The 19200-nt window shown below is 68.4% G+C and carries 20 protein-coding genes and 1 pseudogene; 10 read left to right on the top strand and 11 right to left on the bottom strand.

What is annotated here, in order from left to right; all coding sequences use genetic code 11:
- Positions 1 to 10: 10 nt before the first annotated feature.
- Positions 11 to 820: a 1,4-dihydroxy-6-naphthoate synthase gene (locus Q0Z83_RS41895; protein WP_317788980.1), complete on the top strand. Its 810-nt coding sequence runs from the start codon at positions 11 to 13 to the stop codon at positions 818 to 820.
- An 18-nt stretch (positions 821 to 838) separates the two neighbouring features.
- Here the strand turns inward: Q0Z83_RS41895 and Q0Z83_RS41900 are convergent, their stop codons facing one another.
- The 3 genes from Q0Z83_RS41900 to Q0Z83_RS41910 are packed head-to-tail and all read right to left on the bottom strand — an operon-like array spanning position 839 to position 2103.
- Positions 839 to 1225 (bottom strand): cold-shock protein, encoded by a 387-nt coding sequence (locus tag Q0Z83_RS41900; protein WP_093620145.1) that lies wholly within the window; start codon positions 1223 to 1225, stop codon positions 839 to 841.
- A 46-nt stretch (positions 1226 to 1271) separates the two neighbouring features.
- Positions 1272 to 1904 (bottom strand): HAD family hydrolase, encoded by a 633-nt coding sequence (locus tag Q0Z83_RS41905; protein ID WP_317788982.1) that lies wholly within the window; start codon positions 1902 to 1904, stop codon positions 1272 to 1274.
- Positions 1897 to 2103, bottom strand: a complete 207-nt coding sequence (locus Q0Z83_RS41910; protein WP_317788983.1) for a hypothetical protein — start codon at positions 2101 to 2103, stop codon at positions 1897 to 1899. The genes Q0Z83_RS41905 and Q0Z83_RS41910 overlap by 8 nt, the downstream gene beginning before the upstream one ends.
- Before the next feature lie 78 nt (positions 2104 to 2181).
- Here Q0Z83_RS41910 and Q0Z83_RS41915 point away from each other — a divergent pair, with 78 nt between their 5' ends.
- The 3 genes from Q0Z83_RS41915 (at position 2182) to Q0Z83_RS41925 (ending at position 7316) form a co-directional block, all read left to right on the top strand.
- Positions 2182 to 4548 carry a helicase-associated domain-containing protein gene (locus Q0Z83_RS41915; RefSeq protein ID WP_317788984.1) on the top strand — a complete coding sequence of 789 codons (2367 nt, stop codon included), beginning with the start codon at positions 2182 to 2184 and terminating at the stop codon, positions 4546 to 4548.
- Between the two features lie 116 nt (positions 4549 to 4664).
- Positions 4665 to 5513 carry an RpnC/YadD family protein gene (locus Q0Z83_RS41920; RefSeq protein ID WP_317788985.1) on the top strand — a complete coding sequence of 283 codons (849 nt, stop codon included), beginning with the start codon at positions 4665 to 4667 and terminating at the stop codon, positions 5511 to 5513.
- A gap of 141 nt (positions 5514 to 5654) precedes the next feature.
- Positions 5655 to 7316 carry a DNA repair helicase XPB gene (locus Q0Z83_RS41925; RefSeq protein WP_317788986.1) on the top strand — a complete coding sequence of 554 codons (1662 nt, stop codon included), beginning with the start codon at positions 5655 to 5657 and terminating at the stop codon, positions 7314 to 7316.
- A 126-nt stretch (positions 7317 to 7442) separates the two neighbouring features.
- Here Q0Z83_RS41925 and Q0Z83_RS41930 read toward each other — a convergent pair.
- From Q0Z83_RS41930 to ligD (Q0Z83_RS41955), 6 genes and pseudogenes are all read right to left on the bottom strand, one after another.
- A pseudogene (locus tag Q0Z83_RS41930) lies at positions 7443 to 8295 on the bottom strand (IS982 family transposase); the annotation flags it as partial.
- Between the two features lie 155 nt (positions 8296 to 8450).
- On the bottom strand, positions 8451 to 9140 hold the full coding sequence (locus Q0Z83_RS41935) for a GntR family transcriptional regulator (protein ID WP_449701849.1): 690 nt from the start codon (positions 9138 to 9140) through the stop codon (positions 8451 to 8453).
- The gene (trpA, locus tag Q0Z83_RS41940) at positions 9137 to 9904 is read right to left on the bottom strand and encodes a tryptophan synthase subunit alpha (RefSeq protein WP_317788988.1); all 768 of its coding nucleotides are present in this window, start codon (positions 9902 to 9904) and stop codon (positions 9137 to 9139) included. The genes Q0Z83_RS41935 and trpA overlap by 4 nt, the downstream gene beginning before the upstream one ends.
- Positions 9901 to 11097: a tryptophan synthase subunit beta gene (gene trpB, locus Q0Z83_RS41945; RefSeq protein WP_317788989.1), complete on the bottom strand. Its 1197-nt coding sequence runs from the start codon at positions 11095 to 11097 to the stop codon at positions 9901 to 9903. Before trpB ends, trpA begins: the two co-directional genes overlap by 4 nt.
- Positions 11098 to 11153: 56 nt before the next feature.
- Positions 11154 to 12062: a non-homologous end-joining DNA ligase gene (gene ligD, locus Q0Z83_RS41950; protein WP_317788990.1), complete on the bottom strand. Its 909-nt coding sequence runs from the start codon at positions 12060 to 12062 to the stop codon at positions 11154 to 11156.
- Positions 12052 to 12993, bottom strand: coding sequence for a non-homologous end-joining DNA ligase (gene ligD, locus Q0Z83_RS41955; protein WP_378079322.1), 942 nt, complete (start codon positions 12991 to 12993; stop codon positions 12052 to 12054). Before ligD (Q0Z83_RS41955) ends, ligD (Q0Z83_RS41950) begins: the two co-directional genes overlap by 11 nt.
- Before the next feature lie 63 nt (positions 12994 to 13056).
- Between ligD (Q0Z83_RS41955) and ku the strand changes: the two genes are divergently transcribed.
- The 3 genes from ku to Q0Z83_RS41970 are packed head-to-tail and all read left to right on the top strand — an operon-like array spanning position 13057 to position 15836.
- On the top strand, positions 13057 to 13971 hold the full coding sequence (gene ku, locus Q0Z83_RS41960) for a non-homologous end joining protein Ku (RefSeq protein WP_317788991.1): 915 nt from the start codon (positions 13057 to 13059) through the stop codon (positions 13969 to 13971).
- A gap of 13 nt (positions 13972 to 13984) precedes the next feature.
- The gene (locus Q0Z83_RS41965) at positions 13985 to 14473 is read left to right on the top strand and encodes an NUDIX domain-containing protein (RefSeq protein ID WP_317788992.1); all 489 of its coding nucleotides are present in this window, start codon (positions 13985 to 13987) and stop codon (positions 14471 to 14473) included.
- Positions 14474 to 14531: 58 nt separating this feature from the next.
- Positions 14532 to 15836 (top strand): MFS transporter, encoded by a 1305-nt coding sequence (locus tag Q0Z83_RS41970; RefSeq protein ID WP_317788993.1) that lies wholly within the window; start codon positions 14532 to 14534, stop codon positions 15834 to 15836.
- A 35-nt stretch (positions 15837 to 15871) separates the two neighbouring features.
- Here Q0Z83_RS41970 and Q0Z83_RS41975 read toward each other — a convergent pair whose 3' ends face one another.
- On the bottom strand, positions 15872 to 16414 hold the full coding sequence (locus tag Q0Z83_RS41975) for a type 1 glutamine amidotransferase domain-containing protein (RefSeq protein ID WP_317788994.1): 543 nt from the start codon (positions 16412 to 16414) through the stop codon (positions 15872 to 15874).
- A 31-nt stretch (positions 16415 to 16445) separates the two neighbouring features.
- Entirely contained in the window at positions 16446 to 16892 is a 447-nt protein-coding gene (locus Q0Z83_RS41980; RefSeq protein WP_317788995.1) for a DUF2231 domain-containing protein, read from the bottom strand.
- 421 nt (positions 16893 to 17313) lie between these two features.
- Between Q0Z83_RS41980 and Q0Z83_RS41985 the strand changes: the two genes are divergently transcribed.
- From Q0Z83_RS41985 to Q0Z83_RS41995, 3 genes are all read left to right on the top strand, one after another.
- Entirely contained in the window at positions 17314 to 17751 is a 438-nt protein-coding gene (locus Q0Z83_RS41985) for a DUF6232 family protein (RefSeq protein ID WP_317788996.1), read from the top strand.
- Positions 17752 to 17942: 191 nt separating this feature from the next.
- Entirely contained in the window at positions 17943 to 18839 is an 897-nt protein-coding gene (locus Q0Z83_RS41990; RefSeq protein WP_317788997.1) for a helix-turn-helix domain-containing protein, read from the top strand.
- 23 nt (positions 18840 to 18862) lie between these two features.
- The gene (locus Q0Z83_RS41995; RefSeq protein WP_317788999.1) at positions 18863 to 19057 is read left to right on the top strand and encodes a DUF397 domain-containing protein; all 195 of its coding nucleotides are present in this window, start codon (positions 18863 to 18865) and stop codon (positions 19055 to 19057) included.
- The last annotated feature ends 143 nt before the right edge of the window (positions 19058 to 19200 follow it).

The raw sequence follows: 19200 nt of genomic DNA on the forward strand, positions 1-19200 counted from the left end.
GCGTGAGACCGTGGCGCTTTCTCTCGCTGTCTCACCGTGCCCCAACGACACCTTCGTCTTCCACGCGCTCGTGCACGGTCTCATCCCCGGCGCCCCGCCGGTCGACCTGACCTTCGCCGACGTCGACGTCACCAACACGGCCGCCCTCGACGGCACGTTCGACCTGGTCAAGGTCAGTTATGCGGCGCTGCCGTGGCTGCTCGACGACTACGAGCTGCTGCACTGCGGAGGGGCGCTGGGCCGAGGCTGCGGACCGCTCGTGCTGACCAACGGCCGCACCGACCTCGACGGCGCGACGGTCGCCGTCCCCGGTGACCGCACCACGGCGTACCTTCTGTTCCGCCTGTGGGCTGCCGACCAGCGACCGGCCCGCATCGAGGTGGTCCCGTTCCACCAGATCATGCCCGGGGTCGCCGACGGCCGCTTCGACGCCGGCCTGGTCATCCACGAGGCCCGGTTCACCTACCAGCGGTACGGTTTGACCGCTCTGGTCGACCTCGGCGAGTGGTGGGAGAGCGACACCGGCCTGCCCATCCCGCTCGGCGCCATCCTGGCCAAACGCGGCACCGTCGACCCGGCCGAGGCGACCGGCTGGATCCGCGAGTCGCTGCGGTACGGCTGGCGCGACCGGTCCGCCAGCCACGACTTCATCCTCGCCAACGCGCAGGAGATGGAGCCCGCGGTGGTCCGCCAGCACATCGAGCTCTACGTCAACGAATTCACCCTGGAACTGGGCAAAGACGGACTCGCCGCCGCCGACGCCCTGCTCGGGCGCGCGGCGGCGGCGGGTCTCACGCCTGCTGTGCCGTCGTTCCTGTGATACCTGTCTTCGCTGAACCTAGATCTCGAACTCGCGGGCGACCGCGTGCACCAGCTGCGCGATCTTCAGCGAGGTCTTCTTGTCCGGGTAGCGACCTCGCTGCAGCGACGGCTGCACCGAGCTCTCCAGGACCTTGATCATGTCTTCGATCATGCTGGCCAACTCGTCCGCCGGGCGGCGGCGCAACTCGGCCAGGGACGGCGGGGCGTCCAGGAGCTTCACACCCATGGCCTGCGCGCCCTTCCGGCTGTCGACGACGCCGAACTCGATCCGCTGCCCGGTTTTCAACTCCGTGACCCCCGCCGGCAGCGCGCCCTTGGGAAGGAAAACGTCTCCGCCCTCATCACTGGTGACGAAACCGAACCCCTTCGTAGCGTCGTACCACTTCACTCGACCCGTGGGCACCGCTGACCTCAACTTCACTCAATGGACACAACCGCTCACGCCAAGGCTATCTAGCCGACGCCTCCGGCCCAACTGCAATCTCACTGAGTAACGCCGGGAACACGGTCAGATCGGACAAGATGTACGAAGCACCGGCCGCCCGCAACTCCGACTCCGAGCACGGGCCGGTAGTCACACCGACACCCGGCACACCCGCGGTGCGGGCCGCCACCATGTCCGCTGTGTGATCACCCACATACCACCGCACACCGTGCTCCACCAGCGCGGACGCCTTGCCCTCGGCGAACAGGTCACCGGCCAGCTCGTCGGCCCGCATGCCCAGGTGATCGAGGTGCAGGCCGGCCAGCCGGCCGAGTTTCGAGGTCACCACCACGACCCGCAGACCCGCCGCCCGCACCGCTTCGAGCGCCTCGACCGCGCCGGGCGTGGGCACGCTGGGGGTGATCGCGAACTCCGGATAGAGCCCGCGATAGGTGGTGACCGCCGCCTCGACCTGGTCCGCCGGGAACCAGTGCCGCAGCTCGGCACGTAGTGGCGGGCCGAGCCGCGACACCGCGAGATCCGCGTCGACGAAGACGCCGGTCCGGGCGGTGAGCTCCCGATACGCCGCCCGGATGCCCGGACGGGAGTCGATCAGGGTCATGTCCAGGTCGAAACCGACCGCCGGAGTGTCAGTCACCCTGAGCGTGCGTGGCCCGGTAGGTCAGGCTCTCCACCGGAAGGGGGAACGTCTGGTCGTCACCGAAAGGAGACGGCGCGGCGGCCCGGTCGGAGATCAGCTCGGACACGTGCATCCGGCCCTTCATGTCCACGCCACGCGGCCCGGCGGAATTCTCGCCCGTCGACACCTGGGTACCCGGCAGCTTGGCCTTAGCCACTTTCGGTCCTCCTCAGATAGAGGTCCGGCCACGCCCGGACCCACCACCATCGTCCCATGACCGTTAGCGTTGAAGACGATGGCCACCACATTCGCCGATCAACTCCGGTCGCTGCCCGACGAGGCTCTGGGCGCGCTCATACAACTGCGCCCTGATCTCGTCATCCCGGTGCCGGCTGACATCTCGGCCCTCGCCGTACGCGCACAGTCCCGCAACTCGGTCGCCCGCTGTCTGGACGGCCTCGACGAGTTCACCCTCGTCATCCTCGACGCGGCCCGCCTCACCCGGGCCGCCGACACCGCACTGACCTCGGTCGCCGCCATCCTCGAACTGACCACCGGCATCCCGGAGGACGAGGCCCGGCTTGCGATCGACCGGCTCCGCATCCGGTTCCTGCTGCACGGGCCGGAGGACGGGCTCCAGGTGGTCGGCGCCGTCGACGAGGTCACCTCGCCGTACCCGGCCGGACTCGGTCGCCCCGCCGACTTCCTCGACCCGCGGGCCGCCGCCCTCGTCGCCGACCGCGCCAAGCTCCGCCGCACCGTGCTCGCCGCCCCGCCGGGTGCCCGCGCGGTCCTCGACCGGCTCGCCGCCGGGCCGCCGATCGGGGCACTCACCCGCGACGCCGTCGCCGAACCGGTCCGCTGGCTCGTAGACCAGCACGTGCTGGTCCCGGTCTCGGAGGCGGGCCGGGCCCCACGCCCGGACGGTGAGCTCGTCGAACTGCCCCGCGAGATCGGCATGCTGCTGCGCCGCGACACCGGCCCGCTCGGCGTGCTGCGCCCGACCGCGCCCACCCCCGACGGCCCGGCCCGCACCCCGCAGGCCGCCGACTCGGCCGGCGCCGGACAGACGATGGAGGCGGTTCGGGCCACCGAGGCGATCCTGGAGTCCCTCGCCACCGAACCGGCGCCGGTGCTGCGTGCCGGCGGGCTCGGCGTCCGCGACCTCAAACGCGTCGCCAAGGCGGCCGGCGTCGACGAGGCGGGCGCCGCGCTGCTCGTCGAGATCACCTACGCGGCCGGCCTGCTCGGCGAGTCCGAGAACGGGCAGAACCAGGACAACTTCCTTCCCACCGCGGCGTACGACCTGTGGCGCGCCGCCGGAATCGCACACCGCTGGGCCGCCCTGGCCCGGGCCTGGCTCACCATGACCAGGCAGCCCGGACTCATCGGCCGCCGCGACGAACGGGATCGGCCGATCAACGCCCTCGCCCCCGACGCCGAACGAGCCGGCGCGCCACAGGCCCGCCGGGAGGCGCTCGTCGCCCTCGCCGAACTCGACCCGGGTGCCGCGCCCGCGCCCGACGCCCTGCTGGAGCTGCTCGCCTGGCAGGCGCCACGGCGGGCCCGCGGCCGGGAGACGGCACATCGGGACGCGTACGCGGGGGCGGCCCTCCTCGGGATCACCGGGCTGGGGGCGCTCACGTCGTACGCCCGCCTGCTCTTGACCGACAACGGCCCGGACGACGGTGACCCGCTCGGGGTGCATCCGGAGGACGCCCACGCCGACGCCGTGCGCGCCCTCGACCAGCTGCTGCCCGCGCCCGTCGACCACATCCTGGTGCAGGCCGACCTGACGGTGATCGTGCCCGGCCCACCCGAACCGGACCTCGCCACCGAACTCGACGTGCTCGCCGAGCCCGAGTCGGCCGGTGGTGCCAGCGTCTTCCGGGTCACCCCGGCCAGCGTGCGGCGCGCCCTGGACGTCGGCTACCAGGCCGCCGACCTGCACGCACTGTTCCGCCGACGGTCCCGCACCCCGGTCCCGCAGACGCTGACCTACCTGATCGACGACGCCGCACGGCGGCACGGCGGTCTGCGCAGCGGCTCGGCGGGCTCCTACCTGCGCAGCGATGACGAGGCACTGCTGGCCGAGGTGGTCGCCGACCGGCGCCTCGGCACCCTCGACCTGCGGCGGATCGCGCCGACCGTGCTGGTCAGCCCGCGCCCGGTGGCGAGACTGCTCGGGGCGCTGCGCGAGAACGGATACGCACCGGTCGCCGAGGACGGCGGCGGTACCACGGTGCTGACCAGGCCGAAGGTTCGACGGGCGCCGACGCGTACGCCGCGGATCGCCGAACCGTCCAGCCCGGTCCTGACCGGTCCCCGCCTGGCCGGCGTGGTCGAGCAGCTTCGTCGCGGCGACATCGCCACCCGGGCCGCGCGGCGTGCTCCGGTGACCGTCCGGGCGGCGCACGGCCAGGCGATTCCCGGCCTGACCGCGGTGCAGCAGCACACCCAGGCGATGGCGGTGCTACAGCAGGCGGTCCGGGACAAGGCCCGCGTCTGGGTCGGTTACGTCGACTCGCACGGCGCCACCCTGTCCCGCCTGGTCCGCCCGGTCTCCCTGTCGGCCGGCTACCTACGGGCCGAAGACGAACGAGGCGAGAGCCTGCACACCTTCGCCCTGCACCGGATCACCGCGGCGGTGACCGAAGAGTAGTCCCTGACCTAGCTAGCTTGCGACTAGCTGAACAGAGCCTATAGGCCCTGTTCAGCTAGTCGCTCGCTAACCATGGGGAGGGCAGTGCCATCGCGCCTGCAGCAAATCAATACGACGTGGTCACCAAACGCCTCGTCAACGCCGATCCTGACCTGTTCGGAGAGGTCTTCGGGATCGCTGTGCCGGTCGAAGCCAAGGTCGGAGCCACCGAACTCAATCTCGCGCAGATCCACGCCGACCGGCGAAACGCCGATCTGGTGCTGTCCGGAGACAATCAGGTACTTCATCTCGAGTTTCAGCGCCGGGCCGATCCCAGCATGGCGGACCGGATGCTCATCTATCGAGGCCTGCTCCGGGTCGAACCCGCCTGCGCCGGCAAGCGCATTCAGCAGCACGTCATCGTTCTGGGAGAGGGCAGATCGCCCAGCCGGATCGACGAGCCACCCGATCTCGTCTTCGCCTTCGAGACCCACTATGTCCGTGACCTCGATCCAGCGAGAGCACTCGCCCAACCGCTGACGGCTCCGTGGGCGATGTTGGCCGGCACCCTCGACCGCAAGGAGCGGGAGGCACGACTCATACAGATCCTGCGAACCGCATCATCGGTCGACTCGAAGTCCCTCTCTCGGGACCTCACCCGGATCACGCTGGCCTTTGCCGCCATCGTGATGAAACGAGAAGATATCAAGGGAGCCTTGAGGGAGGCCGGCATGACCATCGACAACAACAGCGAGCTGACGTGGGCGGATGAGCTCCACGCCGAGGGCCACGCCGAAGGCCTTATCGAAGGCCGCTTGCAGGGCGCACACGACGACGCTGTGCGTCTTCTGGTGCATCGCGGGGTCGACGAGCAACAGGCGAAGCTGATCGCTGACGCGCTCATTCGACAAGCGCCCCTCACCGCGGCCGAACGAGCCGCGTTCGACGATCCGGACGAGCTGATCGGCTTGCTGACCGAGCGGTAGGGCTATTGCCGGGTCGTGCGCCCCCGATTCACAGCGCACGACCCGGCCGTAAGTACCGACGCGCGAGCGGGGCGAAAGGTTGTATACGAATTTCGTGGCACACTTGAGGGTCGTCTTTTTCGGCCTTCGGAGGGTGTACGCGTGAGTGGCGGACCACTGATCGTGCAGTCGGACAAGACTCTGCTCCTGGAGGTGGATCACCCGGATGCCCAGGCCTGTCGGATGGCGATCGCGCCGTTCGCTGAGCTGGAGCGGTCACCGGAGCATGTGCACACCTACCGGCTGACGCCGCTCGGGTTGTGGAACTCTCGGGCCGCCGGCCACGACGCGGAGAGCGTGGTCGATGCGCTGATCAAATTCTCTCGTTATCCGGTGCCGCACGCGCTGCTGGTGGACGTCGCCGAGACGATGGACCGGTACGGGCGGCTGCAGCTGCTGAACGATCCGGTGCACGGGCTGGTCCTGCGCGGCCTCGACAAGATCGTGCTGATCGAGGTGGCGAAGTCGAAGAAGCTGGCCGGCATGCTCGGCGCCCGCCTCGACGACGAGACCATCGCGGTGCACGGCTCGGAGCGCGGCCGGCTCAAGCAGGCACTGCTCAAGCTGGGCTGGCCCGCCGAGGACCTGGCCGGGTATGTCGACGGTGAGGCGCACGAGATCGGCCTCGCTGAGGACGGGTGGACGCTCCGGTCGTACCAGCAAGAGGCCGTTGACGGGTTTTGGGCGGGTGGCTCCGGGGTCGTCGTGCTGCCCTGCGGGGCGGGTAAGACGCTGGTCGGTGCGGCGGCGATGGCGACCGCCAAGGCGACCACGTTGATCCTGGTCACCAACACGGTCGCCGGCCGGCAGTGGAAACGGGAGTTGCTGGCCCGGACCACGCTGACCGAGGACGAGATCGGTGAGTACAGCGGCGAGCGCAAGGAGATCCGCCCGGTCACCATCGCGACGTACCAGGTGCTGACGTCGCGGCGCGGTGGCACGTTCACGCATCTGGATCTGTTCGGCGCCCGCGACTGGGGTCTGGTCATCTACGACGAGGTGCACCTGCTGCCGGCGCCGATCTTCCGGTTCACCGCGGATCTGCAGGCCCGCCGCCGGCTCGGTCTGACCGCGACGCTGGTCCGGGAGGACGGCCGGGAGGGTGACGTCTTCTCGCTGATCGGGCCGAAACGCTACGACGCCCCGTGGAAGGACATCGAGGCCCAGGGCTGGATCGCGCCGGCCGAGTGCGTCGAGGTCCGGGTCACCCTGACCGATGCGGAGCGGATGTCGTACGCGGTGACCGAGGCCGAGGAACGCTATCGGGTGGCGGCCACCGCACGTACCAAGCTGCCCGTGGTGAAGGCCCTGGTGGAGCGCCATCCGGGTGAGCAGGTGCTGGTGATCGGCGGCTTCCTGGACCAGTTGCACGAGCTGGGCGAGTTCCTGGACGCGCCGATCGTGCAGGGTTCGACGACGAACAAGGAACGGGAGCGCCTGTTCGACGCGTTCCGCGACGGTTCACTGCGGACGCTGGTGCTGTCGAAGGTCGGCAACTTCTCGATCGACCTGCCGGAGGCGGCGGTGGCGATCCAGGTATCCGGCACGTTCGGTTCGCGGCAGGAGGAGGCGCAGCGTCTGGGCCGGGTGCTGCGGCCGAAGGGCGACGGGCGGCAGGCGCACTTCTACACGGTGGTCTCCCGCGACACGATCGACACCGAGTATGCGGCGCATCGTCAGAGATTCCTGGCCGAGCAGGGGTACGCCTACAAGATCATCGACGCCGACGACGTTCTCGGCCCACCCCTCCCCAAGATCGACTGAGTGACGTGCCCGGCGTGAACATCGCCGGGCACGGAACCGGGTCACGATCGACGCCTTCCTCGCCGGCTGGGCGAGGCCGCCGCCCGGCTGTGCCGGACCTAGACGAGTAAGTCTTAACCCAGGCCAGTGGTCATAGGCGATCAATGACCTGGTCACGGGCTGTCCGGTGGCGCGGTTGTGCCAGATCGCGGCGGTCATGGCGAGCAGGCGCTGGGCGATACGGGCGCCGACGCCTTCGATGCCGCGGCCGCCGTGCAGTTCGATGTCGAGTTGCCCTTTCAGGGTGTCGTTGACCGACTCGATCAACTGGCGTACGGGTTTGAGCAGGTGCTCGCCAGGACGTGGGGTCCGGTTGCGGTAGGACGGCCGTGGCAGCCGTGCCCCGCGTTCGGCGAGCCACCGGTCGAGTTCGGCCGAGACGTAGCCTTTGCCGGCGATGATCAGCTGTCCGGGCCGGGCGGCGAGGAGACCGGGGTTCTCTTCCAGCACCGCGGCCAGGACCTGACGTTCGTCGGCTTTGGCGTCGGCCAGAGCCCAGGCGATCGGTAGCCCGGACGGTGTGCAGACCAGGTGCGGCCGCAGGCCCCAGAAGAACCGGGAATGTGACGAGCATTAGCCGTAGACCGCCCAGCCGTCCAGGCCGGAACGCTTCACCGTCGGCCTGGATCGGCCGCACTCGACCGGTGTGGAATCGGTGACCCAGACGTCGTCGAACCACAGGTCGGTGTCCGCAGCGACCACCTGGATGGCCTTTCTTCAGCAACGGCAACGCGGCACGCAGCCGCTTGTTGTAGCCGGACTGCCCAGGCAGATACGGGAACGCACCGGGCAGGTGGCGGGGAAGAAACCGCAGCCAGCGGGCTTCGGACCGGATCCCGAGCAGGGCTTGGGCGACGGCCATGGTGATCAGTTCGGCGTCGGACAGCTTCGGTGGCCGACCGGCCCGGCAGGGCTTGCCGAGCCAGTCATCGATCTTCACGTAGGGTGCGGTGAGAAGGTGTTGATGTCTGTCGTCACAAACAGATCATTGACACCCTTCACCCTTTACTACGGTCACGTGCCCAACTCGGCGCTGGTCACCCGTACAGCCCTCTCCCGGGCCTCACCAAGCCCTATGAGTTAGGACTTACTCGTCTAGGTTGATCTCCACTGTAGAGACAGTCGGGTGGCGGCCCGCTCGGCGCGGATCTCCATCAGATCGCCGAGGATCACCGCCCGGTCGACGACCACCACCTGCTCGTCCATGGCGTAGGTGGTGCGTTCGCTGACGAAGACGGCCTCCCCGGCCGGCCGCCGCAGATGCCCGGCGACCGGCTCGGTCAGCAGCCCGGGCACGATCCGCTCCGAGGCCCGCACGATGGTCACTCCGGCCTCGGCCAGCGCCACATAGAGCGACACCCGCCGGAAGTCCTCACCGGCGATCGCGGCGGCCCAGGGTGCGGGTACCGACGACGTCTGGTGGATCACCGGCTGATCGTCGAGCAGACGGACCCGCTCCAGACGAAGGCCGTCGTCCAGGGCGGCCGACACCACCTCGGTGGTCACCCGGCGGCCCTGTTCGCGCAGGTCCTCGACGAAGCTGCGCAGTGTGTCGACCCGGTAGGCGGCCTGCACCGGCGCGACGAAGGTCCCCCGCCCGGCCTGCTGAACGATCAGACCCTCGTCGCGCAACTCCTGCAACGCCTGCCGCAGCGTCATCAGCGTGACCCCGTAACTGGCGCTGAGCTCCCGCTGGGCCGGCAACGCGTCACCCGGTCGGTACTCCCCGGCCCGGATCCGGTCGGCGAGGTCGGTGGCGATGCGCCGGTATGCGGGAATTTTCACGGAACACAGTGTGGCCCATCCTCGTCGAGTGCCCGGCGGAACCCGGCCAGCACCGCACCGAGCTCCGCGGGAGTGCCACCGTCGAGGATGCGTCGCATCAGCGCGGCTCCGATCACCACACCGTCGGCCGACCGCACCGCGGTCACCGCCTCGGAGTGACTGGCGATCCCGAAGGCGAGCAGCACCGGCAGGTCGGTGAGTGTCCGCAGTTCGGCGGCCAGCCGCCCACCCGAGGCGGAGAAGGTCGAGCCGGTGGTGCCCATCGTCGAGACCGCGTAGACGAACCCGCGGGACGCCGCCGCGATCTCGGCGAGCCGGGCGGCGGGTGTGGTCGGGGCCGCCAGCAGGGTCAGGTCGATCCCGGCCGAGGCTGCCGCGGCGGCGAGCCCGGCGGACTCGTCGACCGGCACGTCCGGGACGATCAGCCCACCGATCCCGGCGGCGGCCAGGTCACGGCAGAACGTCGAGGCGTCCCGATGCACCACGAGGTTGTAGTAGGTCATCGCGATCAGTGGCACACCGACGTCGATCGCGGTGACGTCGTCGAGGATGCTCCGGACCGTCACACCACGACGCAGGGCGACGTCGGATGCCTCCTGAATGGTCGGTCCGTCCAGGATCGGGTCGGAGAACGGCAATCCGATCTCGATGGCGTCGGCGCCGTTGCGGGCGTATTCGTGCAGGTAGTCGATCCAGTCCGGGCGGATGCCGCCGGTCACGTAGGGCACCAGCAGCGGGCGGCCGGTGCGCGGCAGGGTGGTCATGACGCCGCCATCAGGGTCGCCATGTCCTTGTCGCCCCGCCCGGAGAGCGTCACCAGCACCGTCGACCACGGCGGCAGTTCGCCGGATTCGGCGGCCCGGATCACCCAGGCGATGGCGTGGGCGGATTCCAGAGCGGGAAGAATTCCTTCGGTACGGGCCAGCCGGTGCACAGCCGGGACGATCTCCTCGTCGCGAACCGTGACATACCGCGCCCGCCCGCTGTCCTTGAGATGGGCGTGCTCCGGTCCGATGCCCGGGTAGTCGAGCCCGGCCGCGATCGAGTGCGCCTCGGTGACCTGCCCGTTCTCGTCCTGCATCAGGTAGGACCGGAACCCGTGGAGCACACCGACCTGCCCGAACGCGATCGCCGCCCCACCTTCGGCCTCGACTCCGACGAGCCGGGCCGGGGTGTCGACGAAACCGGCGAACGTACCCGCCGCGTTGGATCCGCCGCCGACACAGGCGACCACGTAGTCGGGCACCCCGATGCTGAGTTCGGCCGCGCACTGTTGCCGGGCCTCGTCCCCGATGACGCGCTGAAATTCCCGGACCATCCATGGGTACGGGTGTGGGCCCATCACCGAGCCGAGGCAGTAGTGGGCCTCGTCCACACAGGTGACCCACTGCCGGAGCGCCTCACTCGTGGAGTCCTTGAGAGTGCGGGTGCCGCTGGTGACCGGGATGACCTCGGCGCCGAGCATCTTCATCCGGAACACGTTGAGGGCCTGCCGCTCGATGTCGACCTCACCCATGTAGACGGTGGCCTCCAGGCCGAGGAGTGCGGCGGCGGTGGCGGTGGCGACCCCGTGCTGTCCGGCGCCGGTCTCGGCGAGGAGACGGGTCTTGCCCATCCGTTTGGCGAGCAGCGCCTGCCCCAGCACATTGTTGATCTTGTGGGAGCCGGTGTGCGCCAGGTCTTCGCGCTTGAGCAGCACGTTCACACCCAGCTCCGCGGACAGCCTCCAGGCCGGAGTGAGGGCGGTGGGTCGTCCGGCGTGCACGGCGAGCAGCCGATCGAGGTCACGCCGGAACCGCGGGTCGGCCCAGGCGTCACGGAACGCCTCCTCCAGCGCGGCACACGCCGGAATCAGCGACTCGGGCACGTAGCGCCCGCCGTACTCCCCGAACCGGCCGATCGAGCCGGGGTCGCTCATGACACTGGCGGCCGGTCGCGGCAGCGCGATCTCGGTCATGACACACCTCCACTGTTCTAGAACTGAGTTCTAGAACAGTTATATACCTCCGCACGCTATTCGGGAACCACCGGCCCCCCTCGGAGTAGATCGGCGAGCAGATCGCCATGGGCGGCGACCCGGTCCAGGACCTCGGCCGGGCCGAACTGACGGGCCGGCATCTCGCCGGTGGCCATGGCCACGACCTCGTCCCAGGTGAGCGGGGTCGAGGCGGTCGGCGACGAGCCCGCGCGCAGCGAATACGGCGTGACCGTGGTCTTGGCCGCGACGTTCTGACTCCAGTCGATGAAGACCTTTCCCGGCCGGAGCTGTTTGGCCATCTTCGCGGTGATCGAGCCGGGCACCATCACGGCGAGCTCCTCGGCGACCGTGTGGGCGAAGGCCGCGACGACGTCCGCGGACTGCGTGCCCGAGATCGGACAGCACAGCTGCATGCCCTTCTTCCCCGAGGTCTTCGGGTGGGCGGCGATCCCGGAGGCGGCCAGTCGGTCCCGCATCAACACCGCCACCGCGCAGCACTCGCGCAGACCGGCCGGTGCGCCCGGGTCCAGATCGACGACCAGCAGGTCCGGGTCGACGCCGACCCGCCACTGCGGGGTGTGCAGCTCGATCGCCGCCAGGTTGGCCAGCCAGACCAGGGTGGCCAGCTCGTCGACGACCACGAAGTCGATGGTCTCCCGACTCTTGGTGGAACCGGGCACCGGCAGCGTCTCGAGGCGGACCCAGTCGGGCGTACCCCCGGGTTTGTTCTTCTCGAAGAAATGCGCCTCGTCGACACCGTTGGGGTAGCGGATCCGGGTGACCACCCGATCCCGCAGGTGCGGCAGCAGGACCGGCGCGATCCGTGTGTAGTAGTCGATCACCTCGCCCTTGGTGAATCCGGCCGCCGGATACATGACCTTGTCCAGGTTGGAGAGCTCGAGGTCACGGCCCTCGATGGTCACCGGGATCCGGTCACGGGGCATCGTCGGCACACTCCGATGGCTTCTTGTCGTCACGTAGCCGCAGGAAGCGGGGGAAACGCAGACGACGGTCGGGGGTCTGGTTGCCGTAGCGGACCTCGGCGACCAACTCCGGGCGTACCCAATGTGCTCCCTTGGAATCCTCGCGCGGCACCGCGCCGGGAGCGAACGGCGAATCCGGAGTGGCGAGCGGCGTCAGCCGCGAGAGGAGGTCGCGCTCGGCGGCCGCGCCGATGCCGCCGCCGACCCGGCCCCGGAAGGCCAGGCCGTCCGCGGTCGGCACCCCGATCAGGAGGCCACCGAGTTTGCGCGCGCCGGGCCGCCAGCCGCCGATGACGTAGTCGCCGGTCTGGTCGAACTTGACCTTCACCCAGTCCGTCGAGCGGAGTCCGGGCAGGTAGACCGAGTCGGAACGCTTGGCCATCACCCCTTCGAGCCGGTTCTCCCGGGCGGCGGCCTCGGTGGCCGGCCCGTCGCCGAACGACGGCGGCACCATCCAGTGCGAGCCGGCCAGGTCGAGTTCCTCCAGGCGCTCGCGCCGGGCCAGGTAGGGCAGGCCGGTGTAGTCCATGCCGTCGAGGTAGAGCAGGTCGAAGATCAGGTAGGTGACCGGGAGGGTGGCCGCCAGCCGCGCCGCCTTGTTCTTGTCGCGGACGTGCATCCGCTCGGCCAGCGCGGTGAACGAGGGCCGCCCGGCGGCGTCGAGGACGACCATCTCGCCGTCGAGGAGAGTGCCCTCCGGCAGGTGCAGGTCGGCGATCTCCGGATAGGCGGCGGTGACCAGCGCGCCGGACCGGGCGTAGAGGGCGGGCGGACCGTCGCCGAAGAGCGCCAGGACGCGGACGCCGTCCCACTTGAACTCGAAACTCCAGTCCGGGCCCACCGGCAACCCGCCCGCGGTCGCGAGCATCGGGGTGAGCGGTGATCCGGCCACCCGATCACCATAGGCAGAAGCAATCACCTTACGCAGGCGTCCCAGTGATGCCATTCTGAGGACATGCGAGCGATCTGGAAGGGCGCTGTCTCATTCGGTCTGGTGTCGATCGCCGTCAAGCTCTACTCGGCGACCGAGGAGAAGGACATCCGCTTCCACCAGGTGCACCGCACCGACGGGGGCCGGATCAAGTACCAGCGCACCTGCTCGGTGGACGGCGAGGCGGTCAGCTACGACGACATCGCCAAGGGCTATGACATCGGCGGCGGCGAAATGGTGATCTTGACCGATGAGGATTTCGCCGATCTTCCGTTGAGTACGTCACGCGCAATCGACGTGCTCGAATTCGTCCCGGCTGAGCAGATCGACCCGATTCTCTTCGCGAAGGCCTATTATCTGGAACCCGAGGGCCAGGCGGCGAAACCCTACGTGCTGCTGCGCGACGCCCTGCGGGACGCCGAGCGGGTGGCCATCGTCAAGATCGCGATCCGGCAGCGCGAACAGCTCGCCACCCTCCGGGTCCGTGACGACGTGCTCGTCCTCAACACGATGATGTGGCCGGACGAGGTCCGTACCCCCGAATTCGGTTTCCTCGACGACGACATCGAGACCCGCCCGGCCGAGCTCGCGATGGCCGCCTCCCTGATCGACTCGATGGCCGGCAGCTTCCAGCCCGACGAGTTCACCGACAACTACCGGGCCGCGTTGCAGGAGGTCATCGACGCCAAGATCGAGGGCCGCGAGGTGGTCCAGCCGGAAGAGGCCGAAGAGGCGCCGGCGGCGGCCATCGACCTGATGGCCGCGCTCAAGGCCTCCGTCGAAAGAGCCAAACAAGCACGAGGCGAGGGTACGGACGACGCGCACCGACCGGCGAAGAAGGCGTCGTCGGCGCCCCGGGCGAAGGCCACGGCGGCCAAGAAGGCGGCTCCGGCGAGGAAGACCACCACGCCGCGGAAGGCCACCAAGAAGTCCGCGTGACTAATCTTCTCCTATGGGAGTTGCATGGGCGGAGTCCTACCTCGGCAAGGTGCGCGCGAGTATCGGCGACACCGACACGATCTTCTTCGTCGGCGCCCGCACCGTGGTGTTCGACGAGCAGGGCCGGCTGCTGCTGATCCAGCGGTCGGACAACCACCGTTGGGCGATCCCGGCCGGGGCCATGGAGCTGGGCGAGAGCATGGCGGAGTGCGCCGTCCGCGAGTTGTGGGAGGAGACCGGCCTACGGGCCACGTCACTCACGCCGTATGTCTTCCACACGGCCCACACCTACACCAACGAGTACGAGCACACGTACCAGCAGGTACTCATGACGTTCGTGGTGCACTCGTGGGAGGGCGAGCTGCTCCGGCAGACCGACGAGAGTGTGGACGCCGGTTTCTTCCCGCTGGACGCGCTGCCCGGCCCGAAGTCGTTCGTCATCGACGAGGCCCTCGCCGACCTGGCCACCTTCCGCGAGACCGGCACGCTCATCATGAAGTAGGTAAGGGTGGGCTAAATCGCGGTGCGGCGTCCGGTTCGCTGGGGCAGGATTGCCGTTCGTGACCTCGAAGCGCCGCCTGAGCCTGGACCTGTCCCCGTTACGCACGTCCCGGGACTTCCGGCTCGTCTTCATCGCCGGCCTGGTGACGGCGTTCGGTTCGTTCATCAGTTACGTCACCATCCCGTACCAGGTGGCGAAGCTGACCGACGACCCGCTGATGGTCGGCCTGATCGGTGTCTGCGAGCTACTGCCGCTGATCTTCATGTCGTTCGTCGGCGGAGCACTGGCCGACTACATCGACAGACGCCTGCTGGTCTGGGGCAGCGAGGCCGCGCTCGCGGTGATCTGCGGCATTCTGCTGGTCAACTCGCTCTCCGATGAGCCGCACCTGTGGCTGCTCTACGTGGCCGCGTTCCTGACCGCCGCGGTCGCGGGACTGCAGCGTCCAGCACTGCAGGCGATGGTCCCGCGGCTGGTGAAGCCGGAGGAACTGCCGGCCACCATGTCGCTGCAGTCGCTGAGCATGCAGTTCGCTCAACTCGCCGGCATGCCACTGGCCGGCATCCTGCTCGCCACCTTCGACCTGGCCTGGGTGTACGCGTTCGACCTGCTGACCTTCGCGGTCTCGCTGCTCTGCCTGTTCCTGGTCAAGGCGGTCCCGCCGCCGGTGGCCGCCGACCGCCCGTCGGTGAAGAGCGTGGTCATCGGCCTGAAGTACGCCAAGTCGCGGCCCGAACTGCTCGGCACCTACCTGGTCGACATCAACGCGATGTTCTTCGGCATGCCGTCCGCGCTGTACCCGTTCCTGGCCGAGGACCTCGGCGGCCCGAAGGTGCTGGGTCTGCTCTACGCCGCGCCGGCGATCGGCTCTCTGCTGGCCACGATCGGCTCCGGTTGGACCGCCCGGGTGCACCGGCACGGCCTGATGGTCCTGATCGCGGCGGCGCTGTGGGGTGTCGGCATCGTCGGCGTCGGCCTCTCGAACACCCTGTGGCTGACCCTGTTCTGCCTGGCCTTCGCGGGCGCGGCCGACATGGTGTCCGGCCTGTTCCGCATGATCATCTGGAACCAGACCATCCCCGACCACCTGCGCGGTCGCCTGGCCGGGATCGAGATGCTGTCGTACACCACGGGTCCCCTGCTCGGTCAGCTCCGGGCCGGCGCGATGGCCCGGACCGGGCTGGGTGTGGCCGGCGCGATCTGGGTCGGCGGCGTGCTCTGCGTGGCGGGCAGTCTGGCCCTGGCCGCGGCCCTGCCGAAGTTCTTGCGCTACGACGGCGAACACGGCATGGCACTGAAGAAGGCGGCGGACGACGAATGGAACGCCACCGCCGCCTCCCGTTCGGAGCAGCCGCTCCCCTGAGCCCTACTTCTGTCGGCCTCGCCATTCGGCGGGGTTCAGGCCGCGAGGCGATCGACCAGGGCCTCGCAGAAGGCGGGCAGGTCGTCCGGCTTCCGGCTGGTGATCAGTGTGTCGTCGACGAAGACCTGCTCGTCGACCCAGGTGGCGCCCGCGTTGACCAGGTCGGTGCGCAGGCTGGGCCAACTGGTCAGCGTCCGGCCGTCGACGACACCGGCCTCGACCAGCGTCCACGGGCCGTGGCAGATGGCCGCGACCGGCTTGCCGGCGGACACGAACTCGCGCACGAACCGGACCGCGTCGGCGTCCGCCCGCAGGAAGTCCGGGTTGGCCACGCCGCCGGGCAGAACCAGAGCGTCGTACTGCTCTGGGTCGGCGTCCTGCACGGTCTTCTCGACCCGGTAGGTTCCGCCCTTGTCCATGTGGTTCACGGCCTGGATCTCGCCGTCCTTCAGTGAGATCAGCTCGGCCCGCGCGCCGGCCGCCTCGACCGCCTTGCGGGGCTCGGTGTACTCGATCTCCTCGACACCGTCGGTGGCGAGGAACGCGACCCGCTTCCCCTTGATCGATGCGGTGGTCATGACTGTCGCCCCTTCCGTCGCCGGGAATCCGTCAGTAGTTGCGGTTCCCGACGGCGGCGCGGGCAAACGCCGGTGGGCGGCCGTTGGCGATCTCGCCGCCGAACCAGGCCCCGAAGCCGGCCAGTGCGAGGGCCAGCACCTCGACGGCGAACAGTCCCCCGCCGACGACCCGGTCGGCGGCCTGCACCCGCAGCATCGCGATGACCGCGAACACGACGAGGACACCCACGTTGATCAGGCTGCGCAGCGCACCGAGCCGGCGGTCCTGCGAGCGGCGGGCGAACATCACGTCGGCAGCGCTCGCCACGGTGGCCAGCGCTCCGCCGACCAGTCCGGCCACGATGTTCCAGTAGGCGAGGGCACCGAGGATGCCAGGCCCACCCAACAAATCCGCCATATCGAACATTACGGCCATCGCGAACAGCCCCAACGGGAACATCACCAGAATCGGCTGCACCGCCTGACCGGCGACGCTCAATCGGCTCTCCATTCGGTTTCGCCCTTCCTACCTGCACAAACGCAGGTTCGTAATGGCATCCGAGCTTGGCCTACCCGGTCGCTTCCGGAGGCAAACACGTTGGCGTCCGCCGATGGACGGCAGAGCCGAACGTCGCACAGCTTGTACGCAATCTGCAACATGGCAGATTGAGTGATGGCGGACTGCAGGGTGGCGTGCTTCACTTCTTACAGGGCAACAAGGGCGGAGTTGGAGGGAGAGACAAGCAACGGCACCCGGCGGCAAACGGGTGCCGTTGTCTGCCTCTGAGGCTCACTCCTCAGCGGCAGATTTCCCAGCGACTGCGTTCGTTGCGACTCGAGCGAGGCGGGGATGGGTCTCTCGCGCCAATGGTGGCTCCACTCCTTCCCTTCTCGCAAGAATCCGTGAAGAGGAGTTCGCCATGCGCACACGGATCTACTATCGCGGGCCGGACGCCCTGGTGTCCGACGATCGGTTCGTCTGGCACCCCACCACCACGCCGTTGATCTTCACCATTCCGGACCTGCGAAACGTCGGCCTCGTTCAGGCACCGGCCCGGGTCCGCCCCTACGCTCCCGCCATCGCCGCGGTGGCCATCGCCATGGCGGCCGCCGGCTGGATCCTGCTGCCGGATCCGGCGGTCTACGTTCTCGTCTTCCTCGCCCTGGCCATACCCGGAGTAGCCATGATGTGGCGCGAACCGGGTCGCTGGGAGTTGCACGCGCAGTACCGCGGAACCGCCGTGGTGCTCTATTCGTCGGCCGACCCACGAGTCTTCAATCAAGTGAGCAGAGCACTACGGCGCGCCATGGAGGATCGCCGCCGAACCTCCTGGGGTTACGGACTGGCAGCCGCCTGACCTGCGAATTCGTGAAGACCTCTCGGGTGAGATTGCGAATTGATCAAAACCGCACCTTGCACCCGTCGTTCTGATAGGACAGTAATAGGATGTCCGCGACCTCGCTGGTTGCCACCTGGCAGTCAGCGAGGTGGCTTAACGAAGCTTAGTCGTTACTGGGCGTCACGGAACACTTCGACGATGAAGGACTCATGACCGAGGGTGACTCGCCGACCATTGCGCGCCGGCGCGTACGTCTCGCGCTCCGTGAAGCGCGCGAGCGAGCCGGACTCACCCAAAATCAGGTCGCCGAGGCGATGGAGTGGTCCCACAGCAAGGTCATCCGGATCGAGAACGGGGATGTCAGCATCTCCCAGAATGACCTGAGACCACTACTGGCCCTTCTCGGCGTGAAGGACAAGGCGGTCGTCACCGATCTGGTCGCCGCCGCACGCATCTCCCGGACCCGCCAGCAGGCGTGGTATCAGGCCGCGGAATTCCGCGACACCCTCACCGATGGCATGCGTAAACTGATCGAGTACGAGAGCGAAGCCTCGGAGATTCGTTCGTACTCGATTTATTACATCCCGGGTCACCTACAGACGCCCGCCTACGCGGAAGCGCTGATGTCCCGGTTCGAGGACGAACTCACCGAGGATCAGCGTACGAGGCGCATCGAGGCGAGGAACAAACGTCGCGAGGTCCTGGAGACCCGGCCCGTGACCTTCCTGCTGATGGTGGACGAATCGGTGCTACGCCGCACGATCGGCGGGCCGGAGGTCTTCGCGGAGCAGCTCCGCCACCTGAAGCAGAACGCTGAGAACGGCTATGTCCGCATCCGGATGGTGCCGTTCTCCCTCGACGCGTCGGTGACCAACAATGCCAGCTTCGACCTGCTCCAACTGGGTCAGGGTGAAGTGCTTTACCGGGAAACCGGTCTCAATGACGAAATGATCGAAGACCGGGAGGCGATCGCGAAACATCGCGCTCGTTACGACCGGGTCTGGCGCGAAGCCGCCGGTGAGGAAGACACGATCCAATTCATCGATCGGCAGATCAAGGAACTGGAACGCGGGAATACAGGTACCGCGTCTCCAGAAAATACATGAATCCCATTTCCGAGAGGTCCCCGATGGAAGAGATGAACGTGCCCGCCTGGCGGAAGAGCAGCCGCTGCGGAACGTCGACGTGTGTCGAGGTCGCGAAGGTCGAAGATCAGTACCTGATCCGCGACTCGAAGAACCCCGAGGCCCCTGCTCTGAGCTTCACGCAGGCCGAGTGGGACGCCTTCGTGGAGGGTGTGGCCGCGGGCGAGTTCCGCTTCTGAAGTCGTTCGGTCGCGCCCGCTCTGACTGTGGGGAGAAATCAGAGCGGGCCGGTCCAAAAAATTCACAAAACAGATTAATGGTAATAAATAGGCGGCGCATAACTCCCATTGATGGAGGAAAGCGTCGTTTTTCATTTTCACTC

Origin of the sequence: Actinoplanes sichuanensis, from assembly GCF_033097365.1 — a bacterium.
Classification (GTDB): domain Bacteria; phylum Actinomycetota; class Actinomycetes; order Mycobacteriales; family Micromonosporaceae; genus Actinoplanes; species Actinoplanes sichuanensis.